We start from the raw sequence: 24,085 nt of genomic DNA, 5'->3' as shown, positions 1-24,085 counted from the left end.
ACGAAGATGAAACGAATCATCACGCGTTATTGCCAGGCGGTTTTCGGCCTGGGAAGTTTGCTGATCCTGAGTCTCTGGCTGGTGGCCTGTAAGGATAATTTTCTGGATGAAAAACCGCTGGCGTCCCTCAGTTCCGACGTCGTTCTGACGTCCAAGGCCGGTTTTGACAACTACCTCACGGCGCTGCACCAGGCTGCTCGCGAAGAACTGTCCTATGAAGACAATCACGATTATTATTTTACGTTGCACAGCGGAACCGACATTGCGACCACCGGTCAGGAAGACGCCCGCCCGTTTCGCAACTATGTCACGTACCTGACGCCAGCGGCCAATACCGTGACCAAATACTGGATGTGGGCGTACAAACTGATGCTGGTGCGGGCCAATACAATCATCGTTTACGCCAACAAACCGGAGTTGAAGGGCATCTGGACCAGTGAAGCCGAAAAGAACGCCATCATTGCCGAAGCCCGGTTTTTTCGGGCCTACACGCACAACGCGCTGGCGAATCTCTACGGCGGGGTGCCGATTGTGGACACGATTTATACGGGTCCCAAGACGGATTTTGTCCGCAACAGCCGGAAACAGGTCTACGAATCGGCCCGGGCCGACCTGGAGTTTGCGTCGCAGTGGTTGCCCGCAACGGTGGAGAAGAGCCAGGAAGGCCGGATTGTGAAAGCAGCCGCCGACCACCTGCTGACGGAGGTTTACATGAGTTTGGGCGAACACGACAAAGCGGTTGCCAGTGCCTCGCGCGTAATCGATTCCGGCCTGTATAAACTCATGAACGCCCGATTTGGCAGTGAAAAAGACCTGCCTGGTGATCCGTATTCGGACCTGTTCAAACTCGGAAATCAAAACCGGAGTTCGGGTAATCTGGAGTCAATCTATGTCTGGCAATTTGAGGATCAGACGCCCGGCGGGCAGGGTGGAACGGCCGGGAACAACATCCTGCGCGGCTGGGGGCCGTGGTACATCAACCTGCGTGATCCGGACGGAAAAGCCGGGATGATCATCGTAGACAGTCTGGGGCGCGGAGTGGGCCTGACCCGACCAACCACCTATTTTCTGTATAATCTCTGGGAAGGAAACTGGAGCAACGACATGCGGAATTCGCCCCATAACATCCGCCGGACGATGTATTACACCAATCCCGCATCGGCTTATTTCCGAAAACCCGTTGAGGCCAAAACCACGCGGATCGATACGATGCAGAACCTGTTTCCAACCCTCCGCAAAATTGAAGGGAAAGTCGGAAAATCGGGCAATAACACGACAGGAAGGACTTTCTCGGATTTCATGGTGTACCGGTTGGCAGATACTTACCTGCTGCGGGCCGAAGCCAATTTCCGGAAGGGTGATCTGGCCAAAGCAGCCGCCGATATCAACGTGGTTCGGGCGCGGGCCAATGCCAAACCGGTAGGGGCCAGCAGCGTTACGATTGATTACATCCTCGACGAGCGGGCGCGCGAACTGATTGCCGAAGAACCGCGTCGCCGGACGTTGATTCGGATGGGCAAGCTGGTGGAACGAACCCGCAAATACAACATGCGCGAAGACACCCGCAGCAGCATCCAGAATTACCACGAGTTCTTCCCGATTCCGCAAACCGCGATCGATGCCAATTTCAGCGCCAAACTCGAACAAAATCCGGGGTACTAAAACCGGGCAAACACAAACCGCAACTCCAACATTGAATTCTCAAACCGAATGATATCCTTCTCCTTTTTTCGATCCATCTACACTAAACTTTTGCCGGTTTTGGCGTTGGGTCTGACCGCAGCCCAGGCTCAAACGGATTTAACCAAAACCGACGCCCGTCGGGCCACGGCAGGCGTTATTCTCGAACAACCCGTCAACGATCCGCGCATCAAAAACCGGCAGCACGAGCTGGTTTCGTCCATTGCGGCCTCGGCCGATGGGAAACAGATTTACCTTGTCTGGTATACGGGCGGGAAGGGTGAAGGGCCGGGCAATTACGTCACGCTGGCGGTGAGTCTCGACAATGGCAAAACCTGGAAAAACGACCAGCTAGTGATTTACCCGAAAGATTCGACCACCCGGTTTTTTGACCCGGTTCTCTGGCGTGACAAAAACGAGCAGGTCTGGCTGTTCTATGCCGTTTCGATGGACAACAAACACTGGGATCTGAAGGAAGGCGTCAATGCCATCCCGCTGTCGTGGAACGGTTCGAAGGTGGTTTACGAACAACCCCGGCTGATTTCGTACGGCGTAATGATGAACAAACCGGTTTACATTCCGCAAAAGGACATGGCGCTGTTTCCGGTTTCTGTCTGGCAACTCGGCAAGGATCATTCGCAGGAACCCGGGTATATCCCCGATGGAACCTTCGTTCACCGCTTTGATTTCAGCAAAAAAGCCCGCCGGATTACTAGCGTCGAACCCTACGGTTTTGTCCCGGTTTTGCCCGACAGCATGCGGACCTTCGACGAACACCAGGTTGTTCAGACCTCCGACAAAGGGGAATTGCTTTGCCTCGTTCGGACCAAGAGAGGTATCTACAGTTCAAAAAGTAACGATTTTGGCAAATCCTGGTCCACGCTCGAACCGTTCACGGCAACCGGGCCAACGACGTCCAGCCGGTTTTACATTGGCAAACTCCGGTCGGGCAAGCTGTTGCTGATCCTGAACAACAGCAAAACCCGCAACAACATGACGGCGTTTCTGTCTTCCGACGGCGGAAAAACCTGGCCGCACAAACTCCTGCTCGACAGCCGCGAGAAGGTTTCGTATCCGGATATGGACCAAACCCGCGATGGGACCATTCACGTGACCTTCGACCGCGACCGGAGTGGAGCCAAAGATATTCTGTACACCCGGTTTCGGGAGGAAGATGTCGTCAAAGGAAACGCTCCAAATTTGGTCATCACCCGGGTTAATCCTTAATTTGAATGGGAACGCGGCCGGGTCGCGTTCCAATCTTTAAAATACGATCGATCAATGGCTTGTAAATCAATATTTCACGCTGGACTTGTCCTTGTTTTGATCCAATTGATCAGTTGCTCCGGCAAACCGGCGAATTTGGGAAGATCAAAGTGGATCACGCTGTTTGACGGAAAATCACTGGCGGGCTGGCACAGTTACCTCAAATCGGAAGCATCGCCGAAATGGAAGGTGGAAGACCATTGCATTGTCCTGACCGAAAAAGGCGCGGGTGACCTGCTGACCGATAAAGAATACGAAGATTTTGAGCTGGAACTGGAATGGAAGATTTCGGAAGGCGGCAACAGCGGCATTATTTACCACGTCCACGAAGCGCCGGAGTTTAAAACCGCCGATGTCACCGGGCTGGAAATGCAGGTGCTGGATAACGAACGACATCCGAACGCCAAACAGGGTGCTGACCGCAGGGCGGGTTCGCTGTTTGACCTGTATGCCCCTTCGGATTCACTGGCCTGTCGTCCGGCGGGTCAATGGAACAAAGCCCGGATTGTGGTGAAACAGCGGAAAGCCGAACATTACCTGAACAACCGAAAGATTGTCGAATACGCGCTGGACGGACCGGAATGGGACCGCCGAATCAGCGACAGCAAGTTCAAAAACTGGACGAGCCTGGGAAAATTTCCCCGGGGCCACCTTGCGTTGCAGGATCACGGCGACCGGGTTTGGTACCGTCGAATCCGAATTCGGGAATTGTAATTTTCAGGTTTGTTGAGCAAAGTGGGCTCACGCTGAGCGTGTCTGACCGGTAAAACGGTTTGGGGCATTGTCAGCCGTGAGCCGTTTTTTTTTGGCCATGTCCCATCCAAATGGATTCAGGGTTGAGCGATTAACGTCCCATGAATCAGTAAATTACCGCCTTGTGGTGGTTTTATTAAACCCAGTATCCCGTTGAGTGAGTAGCGGTTTTTACTTATGATTTTGCAATTTTTCTCCGAATAATCAATTAGATAAGTAAAAACAAACAATTTTCTAGTAACAAATGCCTTCTGGACGTAAATTTGATGGTAATTTTTGTAGTAATTTGAGGTTGGGCCAGTAAGGCTATTTTTTGGTGAATTGGTAGCATTTTATTAACAAACCGATCATTCTACCAGAAAGAATAAATTTCAAAAAATATAAAGGAGTTAAAACTGAATTAACAAGGTATTTTTAAAACAGTTTTAGCCATCCGTTTTTCGAAGTTGAAAAAAAAGAATTGTATTTTTTGAATATAAAATAGGTTAAAGTGTCTTGTTCGGGCTGTCAGATTGCTTTCCTGAATTTCTAGTTTTCCATTTGGAACAAACGTTATCGTTTTTGGAATAATAGTGACAGTCAATTGAACCGGGCTGCACTAGTATTGTACCAGGTAAATTCCAATCGGATTTGTGTTCGGGAATAAAGGCCATAAAACCGACCGGAAGTGGGATAAGAATTCCGAATCGTAATTATGATCGGGCTGTCGGAGGTCCGTGTGTGACTGGGAATGACTGAAACGTATACCAAAACTGCTTTTGCAAATCCGTTTCCGGGCTTACGGAATTTCGAACCGGAGGACTCTTCCTTGTTCTTTGGGCGTGAAAATCAGATTCATGACCTGAAGGAACGGCTTGCGTATGCGCATTTTTTGGCAATTGTCGGATCATCCGGTAGCGGAAAATCCTCATTGGTCAAAGCCGGTCTGGTTCCCCAGTTGCTGACCCACAGCCTGCCATCCGCCCCGTTCAGTGCCTGGCAGGTCGTTTCTTTCAGCCCCGAAGCTACCCCAATCCGGAATTTTGCCCAGGCTCTTCACCAGACATTTGGTCGACAAAACCGCTCCTTTGCCGACCGGTTTTCTGCCGATGAAATTGAGAAATTACTCCGGACGGAGCCCACGCTGATTCTAAACTGGTGTGATAATGCCAACTTCCTGATCGTCATCGATCAGTTCGAAGATGTATTTCGTTACCAATCCACCGATGACGGATACGAGGAAGTGGCCATCTTCATCAACCTGATTCTGGAATTGAGTCGAAAACCGGATCAGTCGGTATTCGTCGTGCTGACGATGCGCTCGGATTACCTGGATGACTGCACGGATTATGAAGGGCTGACGGAAGCCATCAATCACGGGTATTACCTGTTGCCAAAAATGAATCGCGAAGAAATTCAGCGGGCCATTGTCACGCCGGTTCAGGTCATGGGCGCCAGCATTTCCGAAGAACTAACGACTCAACTGCTCGACGACATCGGGAACAAAGCCGATCAGTTGCCCATTTTGCAGCATGCGCTCATGCGGATGTGGAACTACTGGCAGTTGAACCGGAAAATCGACAGCCCCATCGATCTGGCTGATTACGAGGCTATTGGTACCATGAGCCGGGCCATAACCGTTCATGCGGAAGAGGTGTACGGAAACCTGCCGGACGAAAAAAGTCAGGTGGCAACTGAAAAGTTATTCAAGGCGTTAATTGTGCTGGGTGCGGGAAATACGAGCCTCATCCGACCGATCCCTATAGCCACGATCAGTGAAATTTCCGGCGTAAATGAATACCTGCTGATCGATGTATTAAACCGGTTTCGGGAGCGGGACGTCGCGTTTTTAACCCCATCAATAACCGTTCATGCTGACCCTCAGCTAATTATCGACATTAGCCACGAGCGGTTGATGACGTTATGGGAACGGCTGCAGACCTGGGTTAAGGACGAAACCGATTCCGCCAAATTCTACAAGCAGGTCAGTAACTCGGCGACGTTGTACCACGAAGGGAAAGCCGGTTTGTGGGTGAACCCCGAATTGCAGATTGGGTTGAAGTGGCTGGCCGAAAACCGCCCGACGCTGGCCTGGGCAAACCGCTACGATCCTTACCTCGAGCGATCGGTTAACTTTCTGGAATACAGCCGAAATCAGTACGAGTTTGAAGTTCGCAACAAGGAAGAAAAGCAGAAAAAAGAACTCCGGCGAGCCCGGTTTTTTGCCGCATTTCTGGGCGTAGGTTCGCTGATTTCGCTTTTCTTCCTGATCGTGTCGGCGGTGTTGCGCACGGAAGCCCTGCAAAGTGAAGAAGCCGCCATTGCCGAGAAAAAAATCGCTCTTTTTGAACGAAACCGCGCCGAAAGCCAGACGCGGGAAGCCATTACCCAGAAGAAAATTGCCGAGCAGCAGGGCATTATTGCCGAACAGCAAAAGCGATTGACGGAAGAACAGCGCGTGATTGCCGTTCGGGGTCAGCAAACGATCGAACTCAAACGGCAGGAGGCCGAAACCGCCCGCGAACTGGCCGTTGCGCAAACTCAGCGGGCCGAAGAAGCCCGCAATGACGCCCAACGGCAACGGCAGCAGGCCGATGTAGCCCGGAAAGATGCTGAACAGCAGAAAGGTCGGGCGGAAGGCGCTCAGAAAGAAGCGGAATCCCAGCGTTCGGTGGCGCAGGCCGCCCAGCAATTTGCCGAACAGCAGCGCGGCAAAGCCATTGCCCGGACACTGGCGGTGCAGTCGTATCAGCTCAACGACAATACGCAGGACGATTTACAGGCGCTGCTGGCGCTCGAAGCCTACAACCTGAACCTGAAAAATGGCGGGTTGAGCGATAACCCGGATATTTTCAATGCCTTATCCAAAGCGGCAGATGCCAACACGGTTTTACGCCGTCATTCCGATGTGGTGCGGACGGTGGCAGTGCAGCCCGGGGCGGGTGGCCAGTTGCTGGCCACGGGAAGTGATGACGGGACAATTCGGTTATGGACTGCCAACAACCTCAACGAAGCACCACAATCCCTGAAAACGCCCCGCCGAAATGCCAACGGAGTTCGGACGGTTGCCTTCAACAGTGACGGAAAAGTGCTGTTCGGTGGGGGCGAGAATGGCTGGTTGCATGGCTGGAACACCCAAAAACCGGAAGCCGTACCCACCTCGATTAAAGGCCATTCGGTTCCGATTCTGGCGTTGTTGCCGGTCGAAAATAATACTAAACTGCTGTCGGTCAGTGCGGATGGTCAGATCCGCAGCTGGAAACCGGTGGCCAACCGACTCGATTCACTGGAAAATGTTCATTCCCGGTTTTCGATCTATTGCGCCCAAACCACGCACGATGGGAAACGCCTGCTGTGTGGCTCAAACAATGGCCAGATCCTGAGCTTCGACCTGACCGATCTGACTAAAAAACCGGAAGTGATTTCGCGTCGGCAATTCGGAAACCGGGTAACCGCTCTGGCCGTCAGTCCGGACGGAACGCAGCTCATCACCGGTACATCGACCGGTTTGCTGTATGCCTGGAAATTAACCCGTAACGAACCTGAAACCGTGGGCAGCCAATTGTCGGGACGGCATACGTCCACCGTAAGCGACATCGTTTTTTCGCCCAATGGCAAACTCGTGGCCAGCAGCAGCGCCGACTGGACCATTCACATCTGGGATTACAACAACCTGCTCAAGCAGCAACAACCCATCGTGATCAACGATTTTGATTCCTGGGTCATGGCTATTCGGTTTACCAACGACGGGAAACGCCTGATTGCCTGCGGAGCTGACCGCACGGTTCGCATTCGAAACATTGATCCGGCTGAGCTGCACGCCGAGCTGTCGCGGAAGGTCAAGCGTAACCTTACCACCGACGAATGGAATAAGTACATCGGAAAAGATATTCCGTATGAAAAAGCAAAGCCTGACTGAATTGTATGAATAAAATTTACCTTATTGGTCTGGTAATGGGTTTTTTACTGCTGGGGTTGATTCAACAGCCGACGATGGCGCAGGGAAACTGCGACGAAGCGGCCGTTATTCCGGAAGCTGAAAAACGGTATGCAACCGGTAACTTCGACGATGTATTTGCGCTGCTGTCTCCCTGCATCGACAAGGGGTTTAGCGAGTTTGCCCGGGTGCAGGCGTATAAAATCCTTTCGATGACCTACCTGGCCATTGATTCCATTCCCCAAAGTGCCCGGTCGATCAGCCAGCTTCTGACGTTGAATCCGAAATTTGAACCTGATTTTTCGGCTTCTCCCCGCTACAAAACCCTTTTTCAGCAGGTGCGGGAATCGAAAGAGCAGATTTTACAGGTAACCTCCGTTTCCAAAAAAGCGGAAAATCTGTTGTACGTTCCGGCGACCGTAGCGGTTTTGAACAGCAAGGATTTTGCGCAACGGGGCTACAAAACATTGGAAGAAGTGTTGCACGATATTCCCGGTTTTGACGTGATTCGCGGCAATGGGGTTGGCTATTCCAATTTCTACCAGCGCGGTTACCGGTCAACCTCCAACGACCGAACGCTGATTCTGATCGATGGGGTAGAAGAAAACGACCTGGTTTCCAATACGGTTTTGATTGCTCCGCAGTATCCGCTGTCCGACATTGAGCGGGTCGAGGTCATTTACGGTCCGGCATCGACCTTGTACGGTGCCAATGCCTTCATGGGGGTTATCAATATCATTACCAAAAGCTTCCGGAACCTGCCGGGACCCGCCAAACAGGTTGCCTTTAACGGACACGCCCGGACGGGAACGCTGAACCGGAATTACCTGGACGGGGTGCTGACCGCAAAAAACGCCGATGTGGCCCTGTCGATTACCGGTCGTCTGTTTCATGCCAATGAATATGATCTCTCGAAGTATCCAGAATGGAATTACGATGCCCGAACGGCGGCCGATTACACCGGCCAGTTCGACCAGGTCGGAACGGATGCCAACGGGAATTACCGGGCGCAGACCTACCTTCAGCGGACGAACCTGACGAAGCTCTATCCGAACAGCAAATCGTACAAGGTCGATTATGCTCCGGATGGCAAGGCAACGGCCCTGCGGCTGACACCGGAAGGCGCCCAGCGTGCGGCTGGTTTGGACAACCGGCTTTTCGGGAATACCTTCAACGGAAGTCCGGTTCACTTCAGCAATACCAAACGCGACTGGTATATTCGGGGAAAGCTGGAGTTCAAGGACCTGACGATCTCATTTCTGAACTGGAAAACCGACGATGGCGCGACGCCCTGGTATTCCAATCGCTCGGCGATTTCGACGGAGAAAAACCCCCGCTGGGTGACGCAGGACCGGGCTTTTTCCATTACCTACAGCAAAGCATTCACGGATAAATTTCAGATTCTGAACATTTCCTCGTACCTGTTTCACGAAATCAACGGCAGTACGAGTCTGGTGACGTACAACGGCTATTACAACGGCAAACTCGGTTTTCTGGAACTGGAAAAAGACTCGATTCCGAAGGCAACCGCTACGTATCAATACCGGGTGTCGACCCAGTTTCGGAACGAACTTCGGCTGTTCTGGAGCCCGTTGTATAACCTGGACGTCAGCGGGGGGATTGAACTTCGGAGTGGTTTGATTCAGGGCAATTACATTACGTCATTGCAGGATTTTGCCGACGAAACCGGAGCGGTGGCGACGGCAACGGGGCTGGCCGGTGGAAACAACTTCAAGGCCAATGACATTGGGGTTTATTCACAGGTAAACTACCGACCGCTCAAGGATTTGAAACTGGTGGCTGGTTTGCGGGTCGATAACAACCGGATTCGGAGCAACGGGGGCTATGGCACGGTAGCAAACCCCCGGCTGGCGGCCATTTTTAACCGGGGCAAAACGATTTTCAAGGCAATCTATGCCGAGGCATTTAAAGATGCGTCGTTTTTGCAGAAATACGGCACCACCACCACGCGCCGACTTCCCAATCCGAATTTGCTGCCCGAACGGGTGAAAAACATGGAAATGAGCGCGTACCTGCAAGCCACGAAGCAGGTGTCGTTCAACGTCGTGGGCTATTACGCCCACTACAGCAACGCCGTCGGTACGGCCCAGGTGACGCTTGAAAACGGAACCAGTACCCAGCAGTTTCAGGGCATCGGCAAACGGCGGATCTGGGGCTTGCAGGGCGAAGGGAATTACCGCTCCACCCGCCTGAATGTCTGGTGGAACTTTACGTATACCAATCCGTTTGACGAGGATGCCAAACTCCGCATCAGCGACATTGCCGATTTTATGACCAATGCCGGAGCCGATTACCAGATTACACCCCGGCTCAATTTTTACCTGGCGGGCAATTACGTCAGCGCCCGGAAAACCGGGGCCGGAACCGCCGGAAGTAACAACCCTGCACAGCGTTTTGATCCTTTTCTGATCCTGAAATCGAACCTGACGTACCACAATCTGCTGAACGGATTGTCGGTGCAGCTGTCGGTCAACAACCTGCTCGATAAAGAATATTTTGTTCCGGGAATCCGGGAGGCTGATAATTTGACCTATGCTTCCCGTTTCCTGATGGATCGCCGGACGTTTTCCCTGGCGGTTTTTTACACCTTAAAACCCAAAGAATCGACTCCTGTATCATGGAATCAATAATAAGTGAAACATACCGGCTGGAAAAAGTACTTTATCCAAATCGAATGGATGAGATCGGGGTGCTGCGGGTTCGCGCCTGGATCAACGAGCCGGGGGCCGATCCGATTTTCTTCTCCCGCCGGGCGTGGATCGAACCACTCGATCAGACGGCATTTCACTGGATCATTACACGGAACAACGTTATCGTGGCGGCAGCCCGTATGAACATTCACGAAACCATCGCTACGGCCCCTTATTCGTGGCTCCTACCCAAAGAGGAACGGTTTCGGTTTGAGAATCAGAAGATTGCTTCGTTTAGCCGGATGGTGATCGACCCGCAGTTTCGCGGAAACGGGTTTGCTGAACAACTCGACCGGGCGCGCATCCGCATGGCTGAAAAGAAAAGCGTGGACGTGATTGTGGCTTCGACCCAACTGAATTTCCGGATCAGGGCGCTAACGAAGCTGGGCTTTTCGACGGCCTGTGAGCTGCATAATGCTCCCGAACGCCCCGACTGGCCGCTGTATTTTATGCAGTACGATCTAAAAAAACAACTGGCCGATGTTCCGACGGGACTCAATCTATAGATTTCTCAATCTCCAGTCGGGCGAAGGCAAAACCGTGTTGCTGTTCGTTGTTTACTCCCTGCTGATGGGAGGAGCGGTTGCGTTGTTTTTTGCCAGTACGACGTCCTTATTTCTGATCAATTTCGAGCGAACCCAATTACCGATTGCCTTTATTTCGAGTGGATCACTGGTGTACGTGCTGGGGCTGGTCGTCCAGCATCTCCGCAAAAAAGCTTCATTTCTTCGCGTAAATGGCTATTTGCTGGTGTTTATGCTGCTATCGGTTGCCGGCCTGCTGGTTGCTTCTTCTACGCTGCACAACAAGTGGATCTATTTTGTACTGTACCTCTGGAACCGCGTCTTTGTATTCATCCACGGCATTACGTTCTGGGCTACGGCCGGACGGGTTTTCAATTTTGGCCAAACGAAACGCCTGATCAGTTTCATCAGTACCGGCGATGTCATTGCTTCCATGGTGAGTTATCTCTCGGTTCCATTGCTGCTGAATTTTGTTTCAACCGACGGGTTGCTCGACATGGCGCTGGTTCTGCTGGTGCTCTGTGCCCTACTGATGACGTATATTTACAAACGGTTTCAGCCTCAGCTTACCACCGAACCGCCCGTTAAAACCGAAGGAAAACCGGTGGTGGAAACCGGTGCGATGGTGAGTAAGTCGTACGAATTTCACCTGTCCATTTTGGCACTGCTGACGGTTTTCGGGCTGATTTACGTCGAGTTTATGTTCACGATCCAATCAAAAGAAGTCTTTCCCAACAAGGAATTGCTGGCGGGGTTTCTGGGCATATTTTTTGGAATTTGTGCCGTGATTGAGCTGTTTGTCAAGTCGTTTTTGTATAACCGGCTGCTGAGTGCCTACTCCATCCGGGCGGGCATCGTGATGCTACCGGTCGCTTTACTGGTTAGCTACAGTCTGGGGGCCGTCTACGGAACGGTGTACGGAACCACATCCTTCTTTTTCGCTTTGATTGCGCTGAGCCGGTTTTTTCTGAGTTCGGTTCGACGGTCGATCAGTGAACCGGCTTTTCAGGTCCTTTTCCAACCGATTCCGGCCGCCGAACGAACGCTGATGCAAAGCCGGATTGAAGGTGGTCCCAAAGCGATTGGAAGCATTTTGCCGGGAATTATCCTGCTGATTCTGACCAGTTTTAGTTTCATTACCCTCGTTCATCTGAGCTATCTGTTTCTGGCGGTGCTCATTTTCTGGACGGTGATTTCATTCCGGATTCAGCCCGAATACCGCGCCACGCTCAACGCTGCCGTGATTCGCTCGGCCACGCTGGCGTATAAAAAAGTAATCGACCATACCACCATCCGCCCCAGAGCCGAACGATCGCTGAGTTCGTCGCAGGCATTCTCGGCCATGTTGCGGCTGGCCGAGTCCGAAAACCCGGACGACCGGGCGCTGGCAGCCACTGAACTGGGCTATTCGGGCCGGTATTATGCCTATACGCATTTGATGACGTTGCTGTATGACGAAAATCCGACGGTTCGGAAGGCGGCTTTACTGGCGTCGGGTGCCTTGCGAAAACCCGAATTGTGGCCCCGTTTGTTCGAACATCTGCTCGACAATGCTTACCGGCAAACGGCAACAGCTGCGTTACTGACGGTTGGCGAAGCGGTTATTCCGGCGCTGACCCGGTTTTTCAGCCACGCCAGTTTAACCGGCGAACAGCAGGTTCATATTGTCGGAATGATCAACGAAATGGGCGGAGATGCCGCGTTGCGTTTTTTACGAGCGCGCATCAACCACCCCGTTCAGATCGTGCGCGACAAAGTTTTTGAGGGATTAAACCACCTGAATCACCGGGCTACGGTTCTGGAACGACCCCACATTCTGCTTCAGCTCGACGAACAGGTTGGGTTGCTGGTGTGGCTAACGGCAGCCCGGCTCGATCTGGACAGCTTTCCGAGAAATGCCCCGATGATCAATGCCCTGAGGCAGGAAAAAAATACCATCGTTCCCAAAGTATTCAACCTGCTGGCCACGCTTTACGGAGATAACCGCTTCGATCTGATCAGCCAGCTTATTACGAAGGAAAACGACGAAATCAAGAGTTACCTGATCGAACTGCTGAGTACCGCTTTGCCGGAGGAAGTAAAAGGGAGTATCCTGCCTCTTTTTTCCGATATCAGTTTTGTCGAGCGGCTGCGAAAAAGCTCGGTTAGTCATCCGCAGCAGCATCTGTCGATTGAGGAGCGGCTGCACGACATCATCAACAAGGACTTTAACAAGCTAACGCACCGGTTGAAGGCCGTAGCGATTCGGGAACTCCTCGACTGGCACCAGAGCGATCCAACGATCATTCTGGTGGCTAACGTTACCTCGCCGGATGAGATGATTGCCGAAACCGCCTTTTATGTGCTTAAAACGCTGAACCCGACCCGGTTTTCGGAATTGTACCGTATCCTGGCGTTGCAACCTGAGTCGGACCGGTTTCGGGTCGCCAGCCGCGTAAACGATTTACAATCGGAAGCAGAATTACTCCTGTTTAAACAGGAAGAATTGATTTTGGACGAAGAAGTATAAATGAGGATGTATCGGGATTTTAATTGATTGCGGTTATAAAGGCGACACATTGACAGATAATCCACAAAGTAAAGATCATGAATCGGCTTGCGTTATCCTTTTGCTGGAGTTTTCTGTTCCTTCTTGCGATGGCTGTTTCTGCATTCGGTCAGCAGGATGGGGCAGACGAGGGCGAGCCACCCACCCGGATTTACCAGCCCAGTCAGTACAACGCCCACGGCCAGAATTTTGCGCTGACGCAGGATCGGCGGGGAGTGATCTACGTCGGTAATTTTGCCGGTGTGCTCGAATACGACGGCCTGAACTGGCGGACCATTCCAACCACCAACATCACCAAAGTATCGTCGCTGCTCCGGGCCAAAAACGGAACCATTTACGTCGGGGCAAACGGCGAATTCGGTTTTCTAAAACCGGACAGCACCGGAACACTCAATTTTGTCAGCCTGAGTCAGAAGGTCAAAAACCGGTTTAATGAAATTCTGGCCGTGCTGGAGATCAATGACGGAATCTATTTTGTGGGCCGTCATTTCATTTTTCGCTGGAACGGGAAAGCATTAAACGAATGGTCGACGACCCACGAAATTCAGTCGGCATTTCAGACTAATCAGACGATCTATTTGTTTCGAAAACAGAGCGGTTTGAGTCAGTTTCGGAAGGGTTCGATGATTCCGGTCAAGCAGCGGGCCAGTGTGCCCGTGTTGTTTGATATACTCAAAATGTTGCCGTTGGACAATGAACGGTCACTGCTTGTTACCAGCAGCCAGGGCCTTTTTCAGCTTTCCAATCAAATGATTGACGTTTTCAATAGTCCGGTCAATTCCTACCTGTCGACCAATCAGGCCACGAGTGGAGCGATGTTGAATGACCGTTCCATTGCCATTGCAACCTTACACGGTGGAATTCTGACTATCAGCCCCAACGGCCAGTTAAAACAAACGATTCGGGGAATCGACGGCCTGACCGATCAACTCACCAATGAGATGTTCACCGATCGGGAAGGGAGTTTGTGGCTGGCGCTCAACAATGGTCTGGCCCAGATCGAGGTACCTTCGCAACTGACCTTGTTCGGAACCTCGTCGCGGCTGACGGGCGAGATCATGGACATTCGGCGCGTTGGAAATACGGTTTACATTGCGACGGTCAACGGACTTTTTCAACTCATCGACTCCGTCATCCGACCGGTTTTGGGGCTGAACGCCAGTTGCTTTTCACTGGCCGAAGCCGCAGGTTCACTTTTTGTCGCAACCAGCAAAGGCGTACATCAATTAACCGATGGACGTTTGCAGGCACTCACGCAGGCTTACACACTCAGCCTGGCTGCATCGCAGAAAGATCCATTGCGCTTGTACGTTGGGACCGAAAATGGCGCTGGTATCCTGACGGTTTCGCGCGGAAAAACCGCCAATTACCGGCCCCTTTCCGGTTTGACGGAGCGGATTGTGGGCATTCATGAAGACCCGACCGGAGCGGTATGGCTGGAAACGCTGACCGCCGGTTTGTATAAGCTGGCGCCCACAACGAACCAAATTCAGGCGTTTTCGACCGGACAGGGACTGCCAACGTTGTTCTATAACCGCGTAGCTGTTACGTCGCAGGGCGTTCTGGTTTTCAATGAAAAAGGCATTTTCAAGTTCGATGCCGCCCAAAACCGGTTTGCTCCGTATAGTCCATTTGGTTTGACAAAACCGGGTACGGCTTACTGGAAAAACAACCTGGTCGAAGATCGGAACGGAAATATCTGGACGGTGGAAGGCGATAAGAGACGCATTACGCTTTATGAAAAACAGGGAACTGGTTTTAAGGAGTTTACAACGCCATTTTTGCCGATTTCCACCTCACCCATCAACCTGATTTATTTAGACCAGCAAGGGCTGGTCTGGTTCGGCGGACGCGATGGCGTGATTCGGTATAATGCCGGAGTTGCCCGGACCTACGATTTGCCGTATCAGGCGTTGATTCGGAAAGTGCAGACGGCTCAGGAACAAAACCGCTTTAGTGATATCAGCTTCGAATATTCGGCCGCCAGTTTTCCGATTGCGAAAGGAATCGCTTTCCAGTACATGCTCGAAAATTACGATAAGAACTGGTCGGACTGGACAACGGAGAGCAAAAAGGAATACACGAACCTGCCACCCGGCGACTATCTGTTTCGGGTGCGGGCACGCAACATCTACGAAACACCCAGCCGGGAAGCTACCTATTCGTTTACTGTTCCGCCAACCTGGTATGGCCGCTGGTGGGTAATTGCGCTGTTTTTGCTGGGCTTCGGTTTGTTGATTTATCTGGTGGTACGCTGGCGCCTGAACCGGATTTTGCGGGAAAAACAATCATTGGAAAACCTGATTCAGGAGCGAACCGAAGAAGTGGTTAGCCAGAAATCGGAACTGGAAAAACAATCCGATGAGTTGGCGATCAAGAATGATCAGCTCGAAAAAATTGACCTGATCGTACAATCGATCAACGCCGAAATTGATTTCTCGAATCTCTTCCAGACCATTCTGACCAAGTTTTCGGTGATCCGGAATATGAATGCCGCGAGCTTTCTGGTGTATGATAAACCGACGAATTCCTACCAGTTCAAAGCCCTGCGGAGCAATCAGGAACTGGCTCATGTCGAGACGGTTCAGCTCACGCGCGAACAGGCCGAAAACCGCTATCTGGCGCAGACCGTCGAAATTTTTGAGGATATTTACCTGAAAAACGACGTCTATTACGAGCCACTGAACAGCCCCATCGACGATCTGGATACGCCCAAGTCGCTGATTACGATCGTGATTGAAAACAAAGGGCACATTGAAGGGTTCATTACGCTGGAAAATACCGTCCGATCCGGCGCTTTTGACCAGCGGGACATCAGCATGATTGGGAACCTGCGCGAACACCTGATTGCCGCTTTCATTAAAACCCGGCTGCTGGAAAACCTCGAAAATACCCTCCATGACCTTCGGAATACGCAGCACGAATTGATCCGGCAGGAACGGCTGGCGTCGGTTGGCCAATTGACCAAAGGGATTGTCGACCGGATTCTGAACCCGCTCAACTACGTCAGCAACTTTTCGCAGTTGTCGGAGGAAATCATTGAAGAAGTGATCGATGGATTGAAAAAAGAACCGGATTCGCTGGACGACGTTCTGGATGATCTCGGCGTGCTGAAAATGAATCTGGCTAAAATTCAGGAACATAGCGGCAGTACAACCCGGATTTTGCAGGACATGCAAGTGTTGCTACGGGAAAAATCGCGGGATTTTCAGGAAACCGATCTCAATCAGTTTGTTGAGAGCAAAGTGCGGGTGGTGTTGAATACACTGAAAACCGATTACCCGAACTTTGCCATCCATCTGGCACTGAATCTGGAAAAAAAGGCCATTCGCACCAGCCTGCTTCCCAACGAATTCGGTCAGGCCGTTCAGAATATTGTCAGTAACTCGTACTATACGTTATTCGAAAAAAGTAAACTGGCTAAAGACTTCACGCCCGAACTCCGGATTGTGACCAGTTTGCTGGATGATCAGGTTATTCTGCAAATCCGCGACAACGGCAAGGGGATTCCGCAACGGGAAATCAACAACCTTTTCAACCCGTTTTTTACCACCAAACCCACCTCTAAAGGCACCGGTCTTGGTCTGTTTATGACCAAAGATATCGTCCAGCTTCACCGCGGAAAAATCGAGATCCACTCGAAGGAAGGGGAGTATACCGAGATTCAAATGACGCTGCCGGTTTTAGGGGACTAGTATACCGTCAGGGTAACTGGTAACAATACACCCAATACCGCGCTTCGCTCCAGGCCGAGGAGGCAGGAAACGCTTTTCCGGCAAAGAGCGGTTTGGCGTCGGGAATCCATTCGAGCCGGATTTCGAGTTTTGAAATACCGCTGGTCAACTGCCGGTCGATCAGGAATTCTTCTTCCCGCCAGCGCCGGTTACTGGTAATGACTACGGGAGTTGATTGTGCCAGCTCGCCTTTGGAAAAGGGGCCTCCGGGCGGGTAGGAAAAGTAGCAGGTGTTGCTGCCCGCCGTGTACCAGGTGCCTGCTTCCTGCCAGTCGGTGTTTCGCCGGCCATCCCGGATCCAGACCCGCGCCTGTTGATTGGGGTATAAATAATCAAATTTCCGGCGAAGCAAAACGCCCAGATTCAGCGAATCCAGATCGACGACAAACCGGCTGCTGCCTTTCATGATCCGGACCGAATCGCTCTCCGCCGGGAAATATAGGCGCGACGTGTTATAGCTGCGGGTTTTGGGAATAAAATGGGAGCGGATGTCGGTGTCTGGCCCCAATTCGTAGCGTGAGACGAGTGGATAGGGAGCTTCGGCGGTCGGCGAATGGTACTGATGCGCCACTTGGTCGGCAGCATTGCAAACGTTGAATTCGTCGGTCAGTTTCAGGGTAGCCACTGGAGCGCCATACCAATATGTCACCCCCGAATAATGCTCGTCTTCCGAATTTTGCGCGCCGTGTTCCAGTCGAATCACCGCCCGTTTTCCGAAGGGAAAATAATCGGCAATCAGAAACCGGTAGGCGGAATTGATCAGATCAAGTGAACTTTTAGCGGTTTTCTCCGTGGTGCCAACCGGGTGCCCGGCAAACGGAATCGTCATGTTTTCACCACCCCAGTAATCGCCACCACCGCCCCATTCCTCCGAGCCGGTTCCCCAGGCCTGGGGTGTTTTGCTGTCATCGAAGAAAAACCGGGGATCGCCCTCCAGCGTGTTCAACCGTCCCTGTCTGGAAAATACCCAGCTCATTCCCACGAAGTTGCCGCTCCACGGCCCACCGCCTTCTGCCTGATCGGTGTCCAGAAAGGTCATGTCCTGTCCCAAAACCGGTGCCGGAATGTCCGAATAGGTGGCATGAAAATACGCTGCCAGCCGCGAATCTCCCCGGAACGGAACGGTTTTGATCGTATACTGAATAGGGGCAACTGATTTCCCCTGCCGTTCCTGCAATTCCAGCCGGGCGTGTTTGAAAAACGGCATGGGCCAATAGCAGGCGAGGTAAACCGACTGCGCATCATACCGAATGGAGAGCGGAAAGCCTTTGACGAGGTACTCCTTTTTCTGCGGATTGTGCAGATGACCGGCACCGTAAAACAGATCCAGCGGCACATCCACCGACGGCGCCCATCGCCGGTCCCACGTGATTCGCAACCGGCACTTGCCAAAATCCAGCGCCTGCGCCAGCGGTATTTTAAATTCCAGCGCCCGAATCGTTTGTGCCGAACCCGAAAAGGCGGCCAGTTCCACGGTCTGATTGGGTTTCAGTGAAACCGTCTTTTTCAGGATTTTCACCGAGTCGCCTTTCGGAGCCAGATCACTGCCAGACGCGTTGATCAGTTTCAACACCTTCGGATCAGGAGCGGTTTGCGACCAGGCTGACAGGGGGCGGGAAAGGTGCTGAATGCCTTTGCCGAAGCTGTGGTAAATGTAATAACCGGTACCGTACAAGGTCCGGGAGTAGGCCAGCCGCAGGGATTGCGCGAACGGAATAGGCACCCACATCAGGTCGGCACCTTTGGTGGTGGCCCAGGTCCAGGTTAGCGGATACGGAAACAGGTTTTGGGGCAGAAACTCGGTTTTTGTGTATTTTTTTTTAGCGTCGATCGGATCGGCGGTGGCGGTTTCCCGAACCAGAAAGTCGCTGCCATCGACCTCGTAATGCCACGGGCTGCCGTGAAAATGATTCGTGCGAACAAAATACAGGACGCCGGGATTTTTGACATCGAGCGAAACATTGAAATCGTCCGCTTCCTGATACAAAAAGTGGCTGGCGTCGGCGGCCCGGTTATTTCCTTCGCGGTCGTAGGTACTGCGCATGTAGGCCCGCATGCCAATTCGCTGGTAAAAAATCCGGTCCCACTGCAAATACGCATCCGTCCCGATCGGAATCGTCGGCAGCGTAACGGTTTGGGCTGCCAGATTTTTCGCGAAAATAAAAACCAGTAACGTTTTCAAGAAGGAAGAAGTCGACATACGGTTTTAGCTTTCAGTATATTGATTACCAGGGCAAAAGAGTATTTAAAAAAGCGCTCTTCTACCAATAACGGCAAATGGTTCGTCGTATACTCGAAAATTCCGGTTGAAGTTTTGTTGGAAGGAACGGATTGAAAATAACCGGATTCCGGACTAGAAATTGAGTCCGTAGCTGCCGGAATACACCTTGCCGTTGCTGAAGAAGATGTTGATCACCAGATCGCTTTGCACCGTCTGATCATCGAATACAACCGGTTTCCAGCGGGGCATATCGCGCAGATTTTCTACAACCTGCTTCGCAAACCGCCGTTCGGGTTCGGGCCGTTGCTCCATGTAAGGCAATGTCTGAAGACCGAACAAGATCCCATCCGGCGATAAAGTGGCCCGCAGGGTGAAAAACAATGCTGGATTTTCGGGCTGCAAGTGTTCCAGCCGGGTCTTTAAAAACGCAATAAATTTCTTCGGACCACCCTCGAATTCCGCTTTCTGCGACAGTGGCTGGCACGAAACCAAGGTTCCGTCGGGCGAGAAACATTCGCCTTTTCGGACTGTGCCCCGGCGATAGAGTTCCCTGCGTTTCAGCGCGCCGTCTTCGTAATACGAAAAGAAAGGACCATTGATCTCGTTCTGTTTGAAATCACACGTCCAGTGAAGCTGCCCGTTGGGGTACCAGCAGCGGGTTTGTCCGTGCCGGATTCCTAACTGAAAATCATTGTAGTGTTCTTCCGAAAGCCGTTGGTGGGCTTTGTCGTACATGCGGACAGTGGCTACTTTTTTCCACCGGTCGTGGTAGGTCACTTCCTCAATCACATTGCGGTATTCCCGAACTTCCACACGGTTTTTCATCCGGCGATTTTTTTTGGCATCATCGTCGGGATTGGAAACCAGCAGGGAGATCATCACGAATAGAAAAAAAGGTCCCATCTATCTCAGGAATCGGATGGAAAATTGCCTAAAGAAGCGGGAGTATGGTCGGGCATACTCATTCAACGGGAGAAAACACGAGGTAAAACCGGTTTTTTTCTTTATCCAGTCGTACTACTTCTTACTTTTGTTTACTACTATCAACCAACAGGAACAGATGAAGTTTGTTTGGATCGGTTTATTTTTTGCCCTTTTTATCCATCCCTGCATGGCCCAGCAGGTTGCCCCATCGCCAACCTATCGAAATCCGGTCATTGCGGGCGATTTTGCCGATCCGTCGGTCATCCGCGTGGGCGATACGTATTATGCTGCCGGAACGTCGTCCGAATGGGGCCCGGCTTACCCCATTTATTCCTCACGCGATCTGGTCAACTGGGCGTACGTCGGACCGGTTTTTGCCCAATTACCGGCCTGGACGATGGGTAGTTACTGGGCACCGGAGTTGTTTCACCGGAACGGCACATTTTACGTCTATTACACCGCCCGCCGGAAATCGGATAAACGCTCGTTCATCGGCGTCGCCACCACCCGCGACCTGACCAAAGGATTTACCGATCACGGCGTCATTATCGAATGGACTTCCGAAGCCATCGACGCCTTCGTGATCGAAGATCAGGGGAAATTGTACATTACCTGGAAAGCCTATGGGTTAGACAAAGGGAAATCGATCGAACTGCTGGGCGCTGAATTGTCACAGGATGGCTTGAAAGTGATTGGCAAAGAATTCACGATGCTGACCGCCGATCGTACCAATTGGGAAGCCGGAGGGGCTGAAGGGCAGGCCATTTTTAAACGCGGGACGTATTTTTACATGTTGTATTCCGGAAACGCCTGCTGCGGAGAACGCTGTAATTACCAGGTTGGTCTGGCGCGGGCGCAAAAACTTCAGGGGCCGTGGGAGCGGTTTGCGAACAATCCGGTTTTAGTCAGCGACGAAACCTGGAAATGCCCCGGACACGGAACCGTCGTTACCACTCCGGACAATCGTTATTTCTATCTGCACCACGCTTATAACGGAACCGATTTTACGTTTGCCGGTCGGCAGGGCGTTCTGAGTGAACTGGTTTGGGATGAAAAAACACAATGGCCGTTTTTCCGTTACGGAAACGCCGTTCCTGCACAAGCTGAATCTCCTTCTAAAATTAGCCAGAAAAAAGACCCGGATGTCGCCCTTGATTTTGCAAAACCGGTGAGCGAAGATGCCCTGGTCTGGGATGTGAATTTGCCAAAACCGGTGTTTACGGTCGGAAATGGTTCGTTAAAACTGACGAATACCGAGGCCAATTCGACCGGCACCTTTCTGGGACTCGTCATTAAAAAAGGCAATTTCACCTTCTCAACCATCGTCGAACCGCAAGAGGATTTGCTCCAAAGTATAACCTTATACGGCGATGCCGCCAACGCATTAGGGTTCGGCGTTCGGAAAGGAACACTGGAACTTTGGCAGGTGAAAGATGGCGTTCGGGCTGTGCTACAGACAAAGCCCTTGCCTGAAACAACGACTGCGGTCAATCTGCGACTCAAAAGCCGGTTTGGTCAGTTTTATGATTTTTCCTGGTCAACGCCAGGAGGGAAGCCAGAAATGTTCACCCAATCGCCGGTCAATGGCTCGTATCTTCCCCGCTGGGACCGCGCTCCCCGGGTTGGCCTGAGCGTTTCGGGAAACAAGGGATCGGGTAATGTAAAATCAATAGCAATGCAATACGAATAAAATTAACGGGCGGTTTTCAGGGCAAACCTCCCGTGATTTCTTTCAGATAATCAAAAAAAGCTTTCTTGCGCGGTGAACTGGGTTGCCAGTTCACCGGTGGCGATTGGTATCCGTCGTTGAAGCCTTCGTCTTTCAGGCGGTAATCGAAAAGCCCCCAGGATGCATAAGCGCTGGTAGCGGCCTGAAAGTTGTTGGTCGGTTTGTCGAAATCAAAATGATCATCTTCGTTAAAAACGATCGGCATTGGACGGTATCCGGCAACGGCACGGGTTTGCTGCACCATCTCGGCAATTTTGGCCGGTTCTTTGACCCCGTTGCCGTGTAAAATCAGGAAATCGGCTTCGCGAACTACATTCTCTTTCGGGATTTTTCCGCCACTATAACTTGTGCTGACCAAAAACCGGTACCCATTTACCTTCTTTGCTTTCACTCGCTGGATAAGCTCGGACACGCGTTCCGGTTTCAAAATGTCGTGATCGTAGCGAATGTCACACTCGTTGTTGACCTCGATGAGCACATTCCGATACCCGCCTTCGGCCAGCAATTGCACGGTATTGTCAACCGCCCGAACCACGGCGGCTTCATCTTTCAAATACTGATCCTGACCGAAATAAAACAGGCCAACAATCACGACCATGCCCAAGTCGTCGGCTTTGTCCAGAATCTTTTTCAGCCGGTTGTAATAAAAAGGATCCCAGGATCCATCGGTATTGAACATCGAATTGATCCACGGCTGGTCCTTTGAATACCCCTCAGGACTGCCACCCTGTAAATTGAGTGTAAACGCCAGTAAACCGTGCGCTTTCCAAACCGGCATAGCTGCCACAAACTCGTCGGTATTGCGGTTGGCGTCCCACACGTGGGTATCGGGATACGCCCATTTCGCGCGGGTTTCCGGATTACGGTCGTCGAAGATTCCCTGCACCATCCGGGCGTTGGGCAACAACCCTTCAATGTTGTGATCGTGCCAGACCCGGCCTTTGAACGTCGGTTTGCCGTTGATGTAAAACCGGTCGCCAACGATGGAAACCGTCGTTTTTCGTTGGGGTGGTTTTGGTTGACCCATGGCAGTCAGGCAAAAGTGTCCAGCAAGCAGCAGCAGGACAACGCGGTATTCTTTCATGGAAGCGGTTCAGGAAAGGATTCAGCGGGCAAGGTATTCATTTCCTGAAAAAAGAAAAAGGACGCGGGTCAGGCGTCCTTTTGGGGGGTTAGCTACGGCGGTTTTGCTGTTCCAGTTGAAAGAGCCTTTCGCGTTGGCTGCGGGTCAGCACAGACATCAGATCCTGCCGTTTTTGCTGTTGTAACTCGCGGTAATCGCGCCGGTCGTTGCGCTCGTCGCGGGTGAGGCCCCGCCGTTCATACCGTTCCTGAATATTCCTGATTTCGCGTTTCTGACGGTTCGTCAGCCTCAATTCGTTCTGCCAGCGGTCCAGTTTATTTTCCAGCGGAATTTCCCGGACGTTCGGGTTATCATACCGACCGTACTGATTATCGCGCCGGTCGTATCGATCATTTCTGGTCGTTGGTCGCTGCGACGTACAGCCGCCAATCGTCAGGGCTACTGCCGCCACCACAATCATTATCTTTTTCATGTTCGTATCTGGTTATTTGTTTCTGGGTTTTGGACCGAACTCCTTGCCGAAGGTTTAACCGTGGGTAAAAATTGATCCAAAAATTAAAAAGCCCCCGAATAGTCCGGAGGCTTTTTCACTACTTATATTCAAGTTGATTCATGCTAGCTAGCTACACAACCCGGTCTCCACGGATCAAACGCAAAATGATGGCAATGACGGCGATCACCAGCAAAACGTGGATGATGTTGCCCATCCCAAAACTACCAAAGCCCAATAATCCAACGAGCCAAATGATGATTAAAACCACTGCGATGACATAAAGCAAATTTCCCATGACGTTCCCTTGTTTTGGTTTGAATAATGGTTACTACGACTGGGATAATGAAAAATGCGTGCCAATTCATCAAAAAGGCCTTTTTGATCCAAAAAAGGCGTTTTTTGCTTTCATCCAGGTAAAGTTGTACCCAATTTTGACACACTTATTGTCTCGAATTGTGGAAAATAATTCACATCGAGCAAGCGGTTTTTTCTGAATGATGAA

General features: G+C 51.7%; 14 protein-coding genes. 9 read left to right on the top strand and 5 right to left on the bottom strand.

Annotated features, from left to right (window positions below; translation table 11 throughout):
- Positions 1 to 6: 6 nt before the first annotated feature.
- From EHT25_RS07335 to EHT25_RS07300, 8 genes are all read left to right on the top strand, one after another.
- Positions 7 to 1,662, top strand: a complete 1,656-nt coding sequence (locus tag EHT25_RS07335; protein WP_124872787.1) for a RagB/SusD family nutrient uptake outer membrane protein — start codon at positions 7 to 9, stop codon at positions 1,660 to 1,662.
- A gap of 48 nt (positions 1,663 to 1,710) precedes the next feature.
- Positions 1,711 to 2,907 carry a sialidase family protein gene (locus EHT25_RS07330; protein ID WP_124872785.1) on the top strand — a complete coding sequence of 399 codons (1,197 nt, stop codon included), beginning with the start codon at positions 1,711 to 1,713 and terminating at the stop codon, positions 2,905 to 2,907.
- A gap of 135 nt (positions 2,908 to 3,042) precedes the next feature.
- A complete protein-coding gene (locus EHT25_RS07325) occupies positions 3,043 to 3,660 on the top strand; it encodes a 3-keto-disaccharide hydrolase (RefSeq protein ID WP_229311454.1) in 618 nt (205 codons plus the stop codon).
- 769 nt (positions 3,661 to 4,429) lie between these two features.
- Complete coding sequence (locus EHT25_RS07320; RefSeq protein WP_124872781.1) at positions 4,430 to 7,597, top strand: WD40 repeat domain-containing protein; 3,168 nt, start codon at positions 4,430 to 4,432, stop codon at positions 7,595 to 7,597.
- A 5-nt stretch (positions 7,598 to 7,602) separates the two neighbouring features.
- The gene (locus EHT25_RS07315; RefSeq protein ID WP_124872779.1) at positions 7,603 to 10,266 is read left to right on the top strand and encodes a TonB-dependent receptor plug domain-containing protein; all 2,664 of its coding nucleotides are present in this window, start codon (positions 7,603 to 7,605) and stop codon (positions 10,264 to 10,266) included.
- Positions 10,254 to 10,832, top strand: a complete 579-nt coding sequence (locus tag EHT25_RS07310; RefSeq protein WP_124872777.1) for a GNAT family N-acetyltransferase — start codon at positions 10,254 to 10,256, stop codon at positions 10,830 to 10,832. Before EHT25_RS07315 ends, EHT25_RS07310 begins: the two co-directional genes overlap by 13 nt.
- A complete protein-coding gene (locus tag EHT25_RS07305) occupies positions 10,807 to 13,359 on the top strand; it encodes a HEAT repeat domain-containing protein (protein ID WP_124872775.1) in 2,553 nt (850 codons plus the stop codon). The genes EHT25_RS07310 and EHT25_RS07305 overlap by 26 nt, the downstream gene beginning before the upstream one ends.
- Positions 13,360 to 13,487: 128 nt before the next feature.
- On the top strand, positions 13,488 to 17,093 hold the full coding sequence (locus EHT25_RS07300; protein WP_221622250.1) for a sensor histidine kinase: 3,606 nt from the start codon (positions 13,488 to 13,490) through the stop codon (positions 17,091 to 17,093).
- 7 nt (positions 17,094 to 17,100) lie between these two features.
- Here EHT25_RS07300 and EHT25_RS07295 read toward each other — a convergent pair whose 3' ends face one another.
- A complete protein-coding gene (locus EHT25_RS07295) occupies positions 17,101 to 19,332 on the bottom strand; it encodes a DUF2961 domain-containing protein (RefSeq protein WP_124872771.1) in 2,232 nt (743 codons plus the stop codon).
- 153 nt (positions 19,333 to 19,485) lie between these two features.
- On the bottom strand, positions 19,486 to 20,256 hold the full coding sequence (locus tag EHT25_RS07290; RefSeq protein WP_124872769.1) for a toxin-antitoxin system YwqK family antitoxin: 771 nt from the start codon (positions 20,254 to 20,256) through the stop codon (positions 19,486 to 19,488).
- 157 nt (positions 20,257 to 20,413) lie between these two features.
- Here EHT25_RS07290 and EHT25_RS07285 point away from each other — a divergent pair, with 157 nt between their 5' ends.
- On the top strand, positions 20,414 to 21,967 hold the full coding sequence (locus EHT25_RS07285) for a glycoside hydrolase family 43 protein (protein ID WP_124872767.1): 1,554 nt from the start codon (positions 20,414 to 20,416) through the stop codon (positions 21,965 to 21,967).
- 16 nt (positions 21,968 to 21,983) lie between these two features.
- On the opposite strand, the gene EHT25_RS07280 is transcribed toward EHT25_RS07285, so the two are convergent.
- The 3 genes from EHT25_RS07280 to EHT25_RS07270 form a co-directional block, all read right to left on the bottom strand.
- Positions 21,984 to 23,090 (bottom strand): hypothetical protein, encoded by a 1,107-nt coding sequence (locus EHT25_RS07280; protein WP_221622249.1) that lies wholly within the window; start codon positions 23,088 to 23,090, stop codon positions 21,984 to 21,986.
- An 88-nt stretch (positions 23,091 to 23,178) separates the two neighbouring features.
- Positions 23,179 to 23,562 (bottom strand): OmpH/Skp family outer membrane protein, encoded by a 384-nt coding sequence (locus EHT25_RS07275; RefSeq protein ID WP_124872765.1) that lies wholly within the window; start codon positions 23,560 to 23,562, stop codon positions 23,179 to 23,181.
- Between the two features lie 151 nt (positions 23,563 to 23,713).
- The gene (locus EHT25_RS07270) at positions 23,714 to 23,878 is read right to left on the bottom strand and encodes a lmo0937 family membrane protein (protein ID WP_124872763.1); all 165 of its coding nucleotides are present in this window, start codon (positions 23,876 to 23,878) and stop codon (positions 23,714 to 23,716) included.
- Positions 23,879 to 24,085 lie beyond the last annotated feature (207 nt).

The organism is Larkinella rosea (genome assembly GCF_003858635.1).
In the GTDB taxonomy this organism is placed as follows: Bacteria; Bacteroidota; Bacteroidia; order Cytophagales; family Spirosomataceae; genus Larkinella; species Larkinella rosea.
Note: the sequence above shows the minus strand (reverse complement) of the source record. Positions and strands in the feature narration are given on the sequence as shown.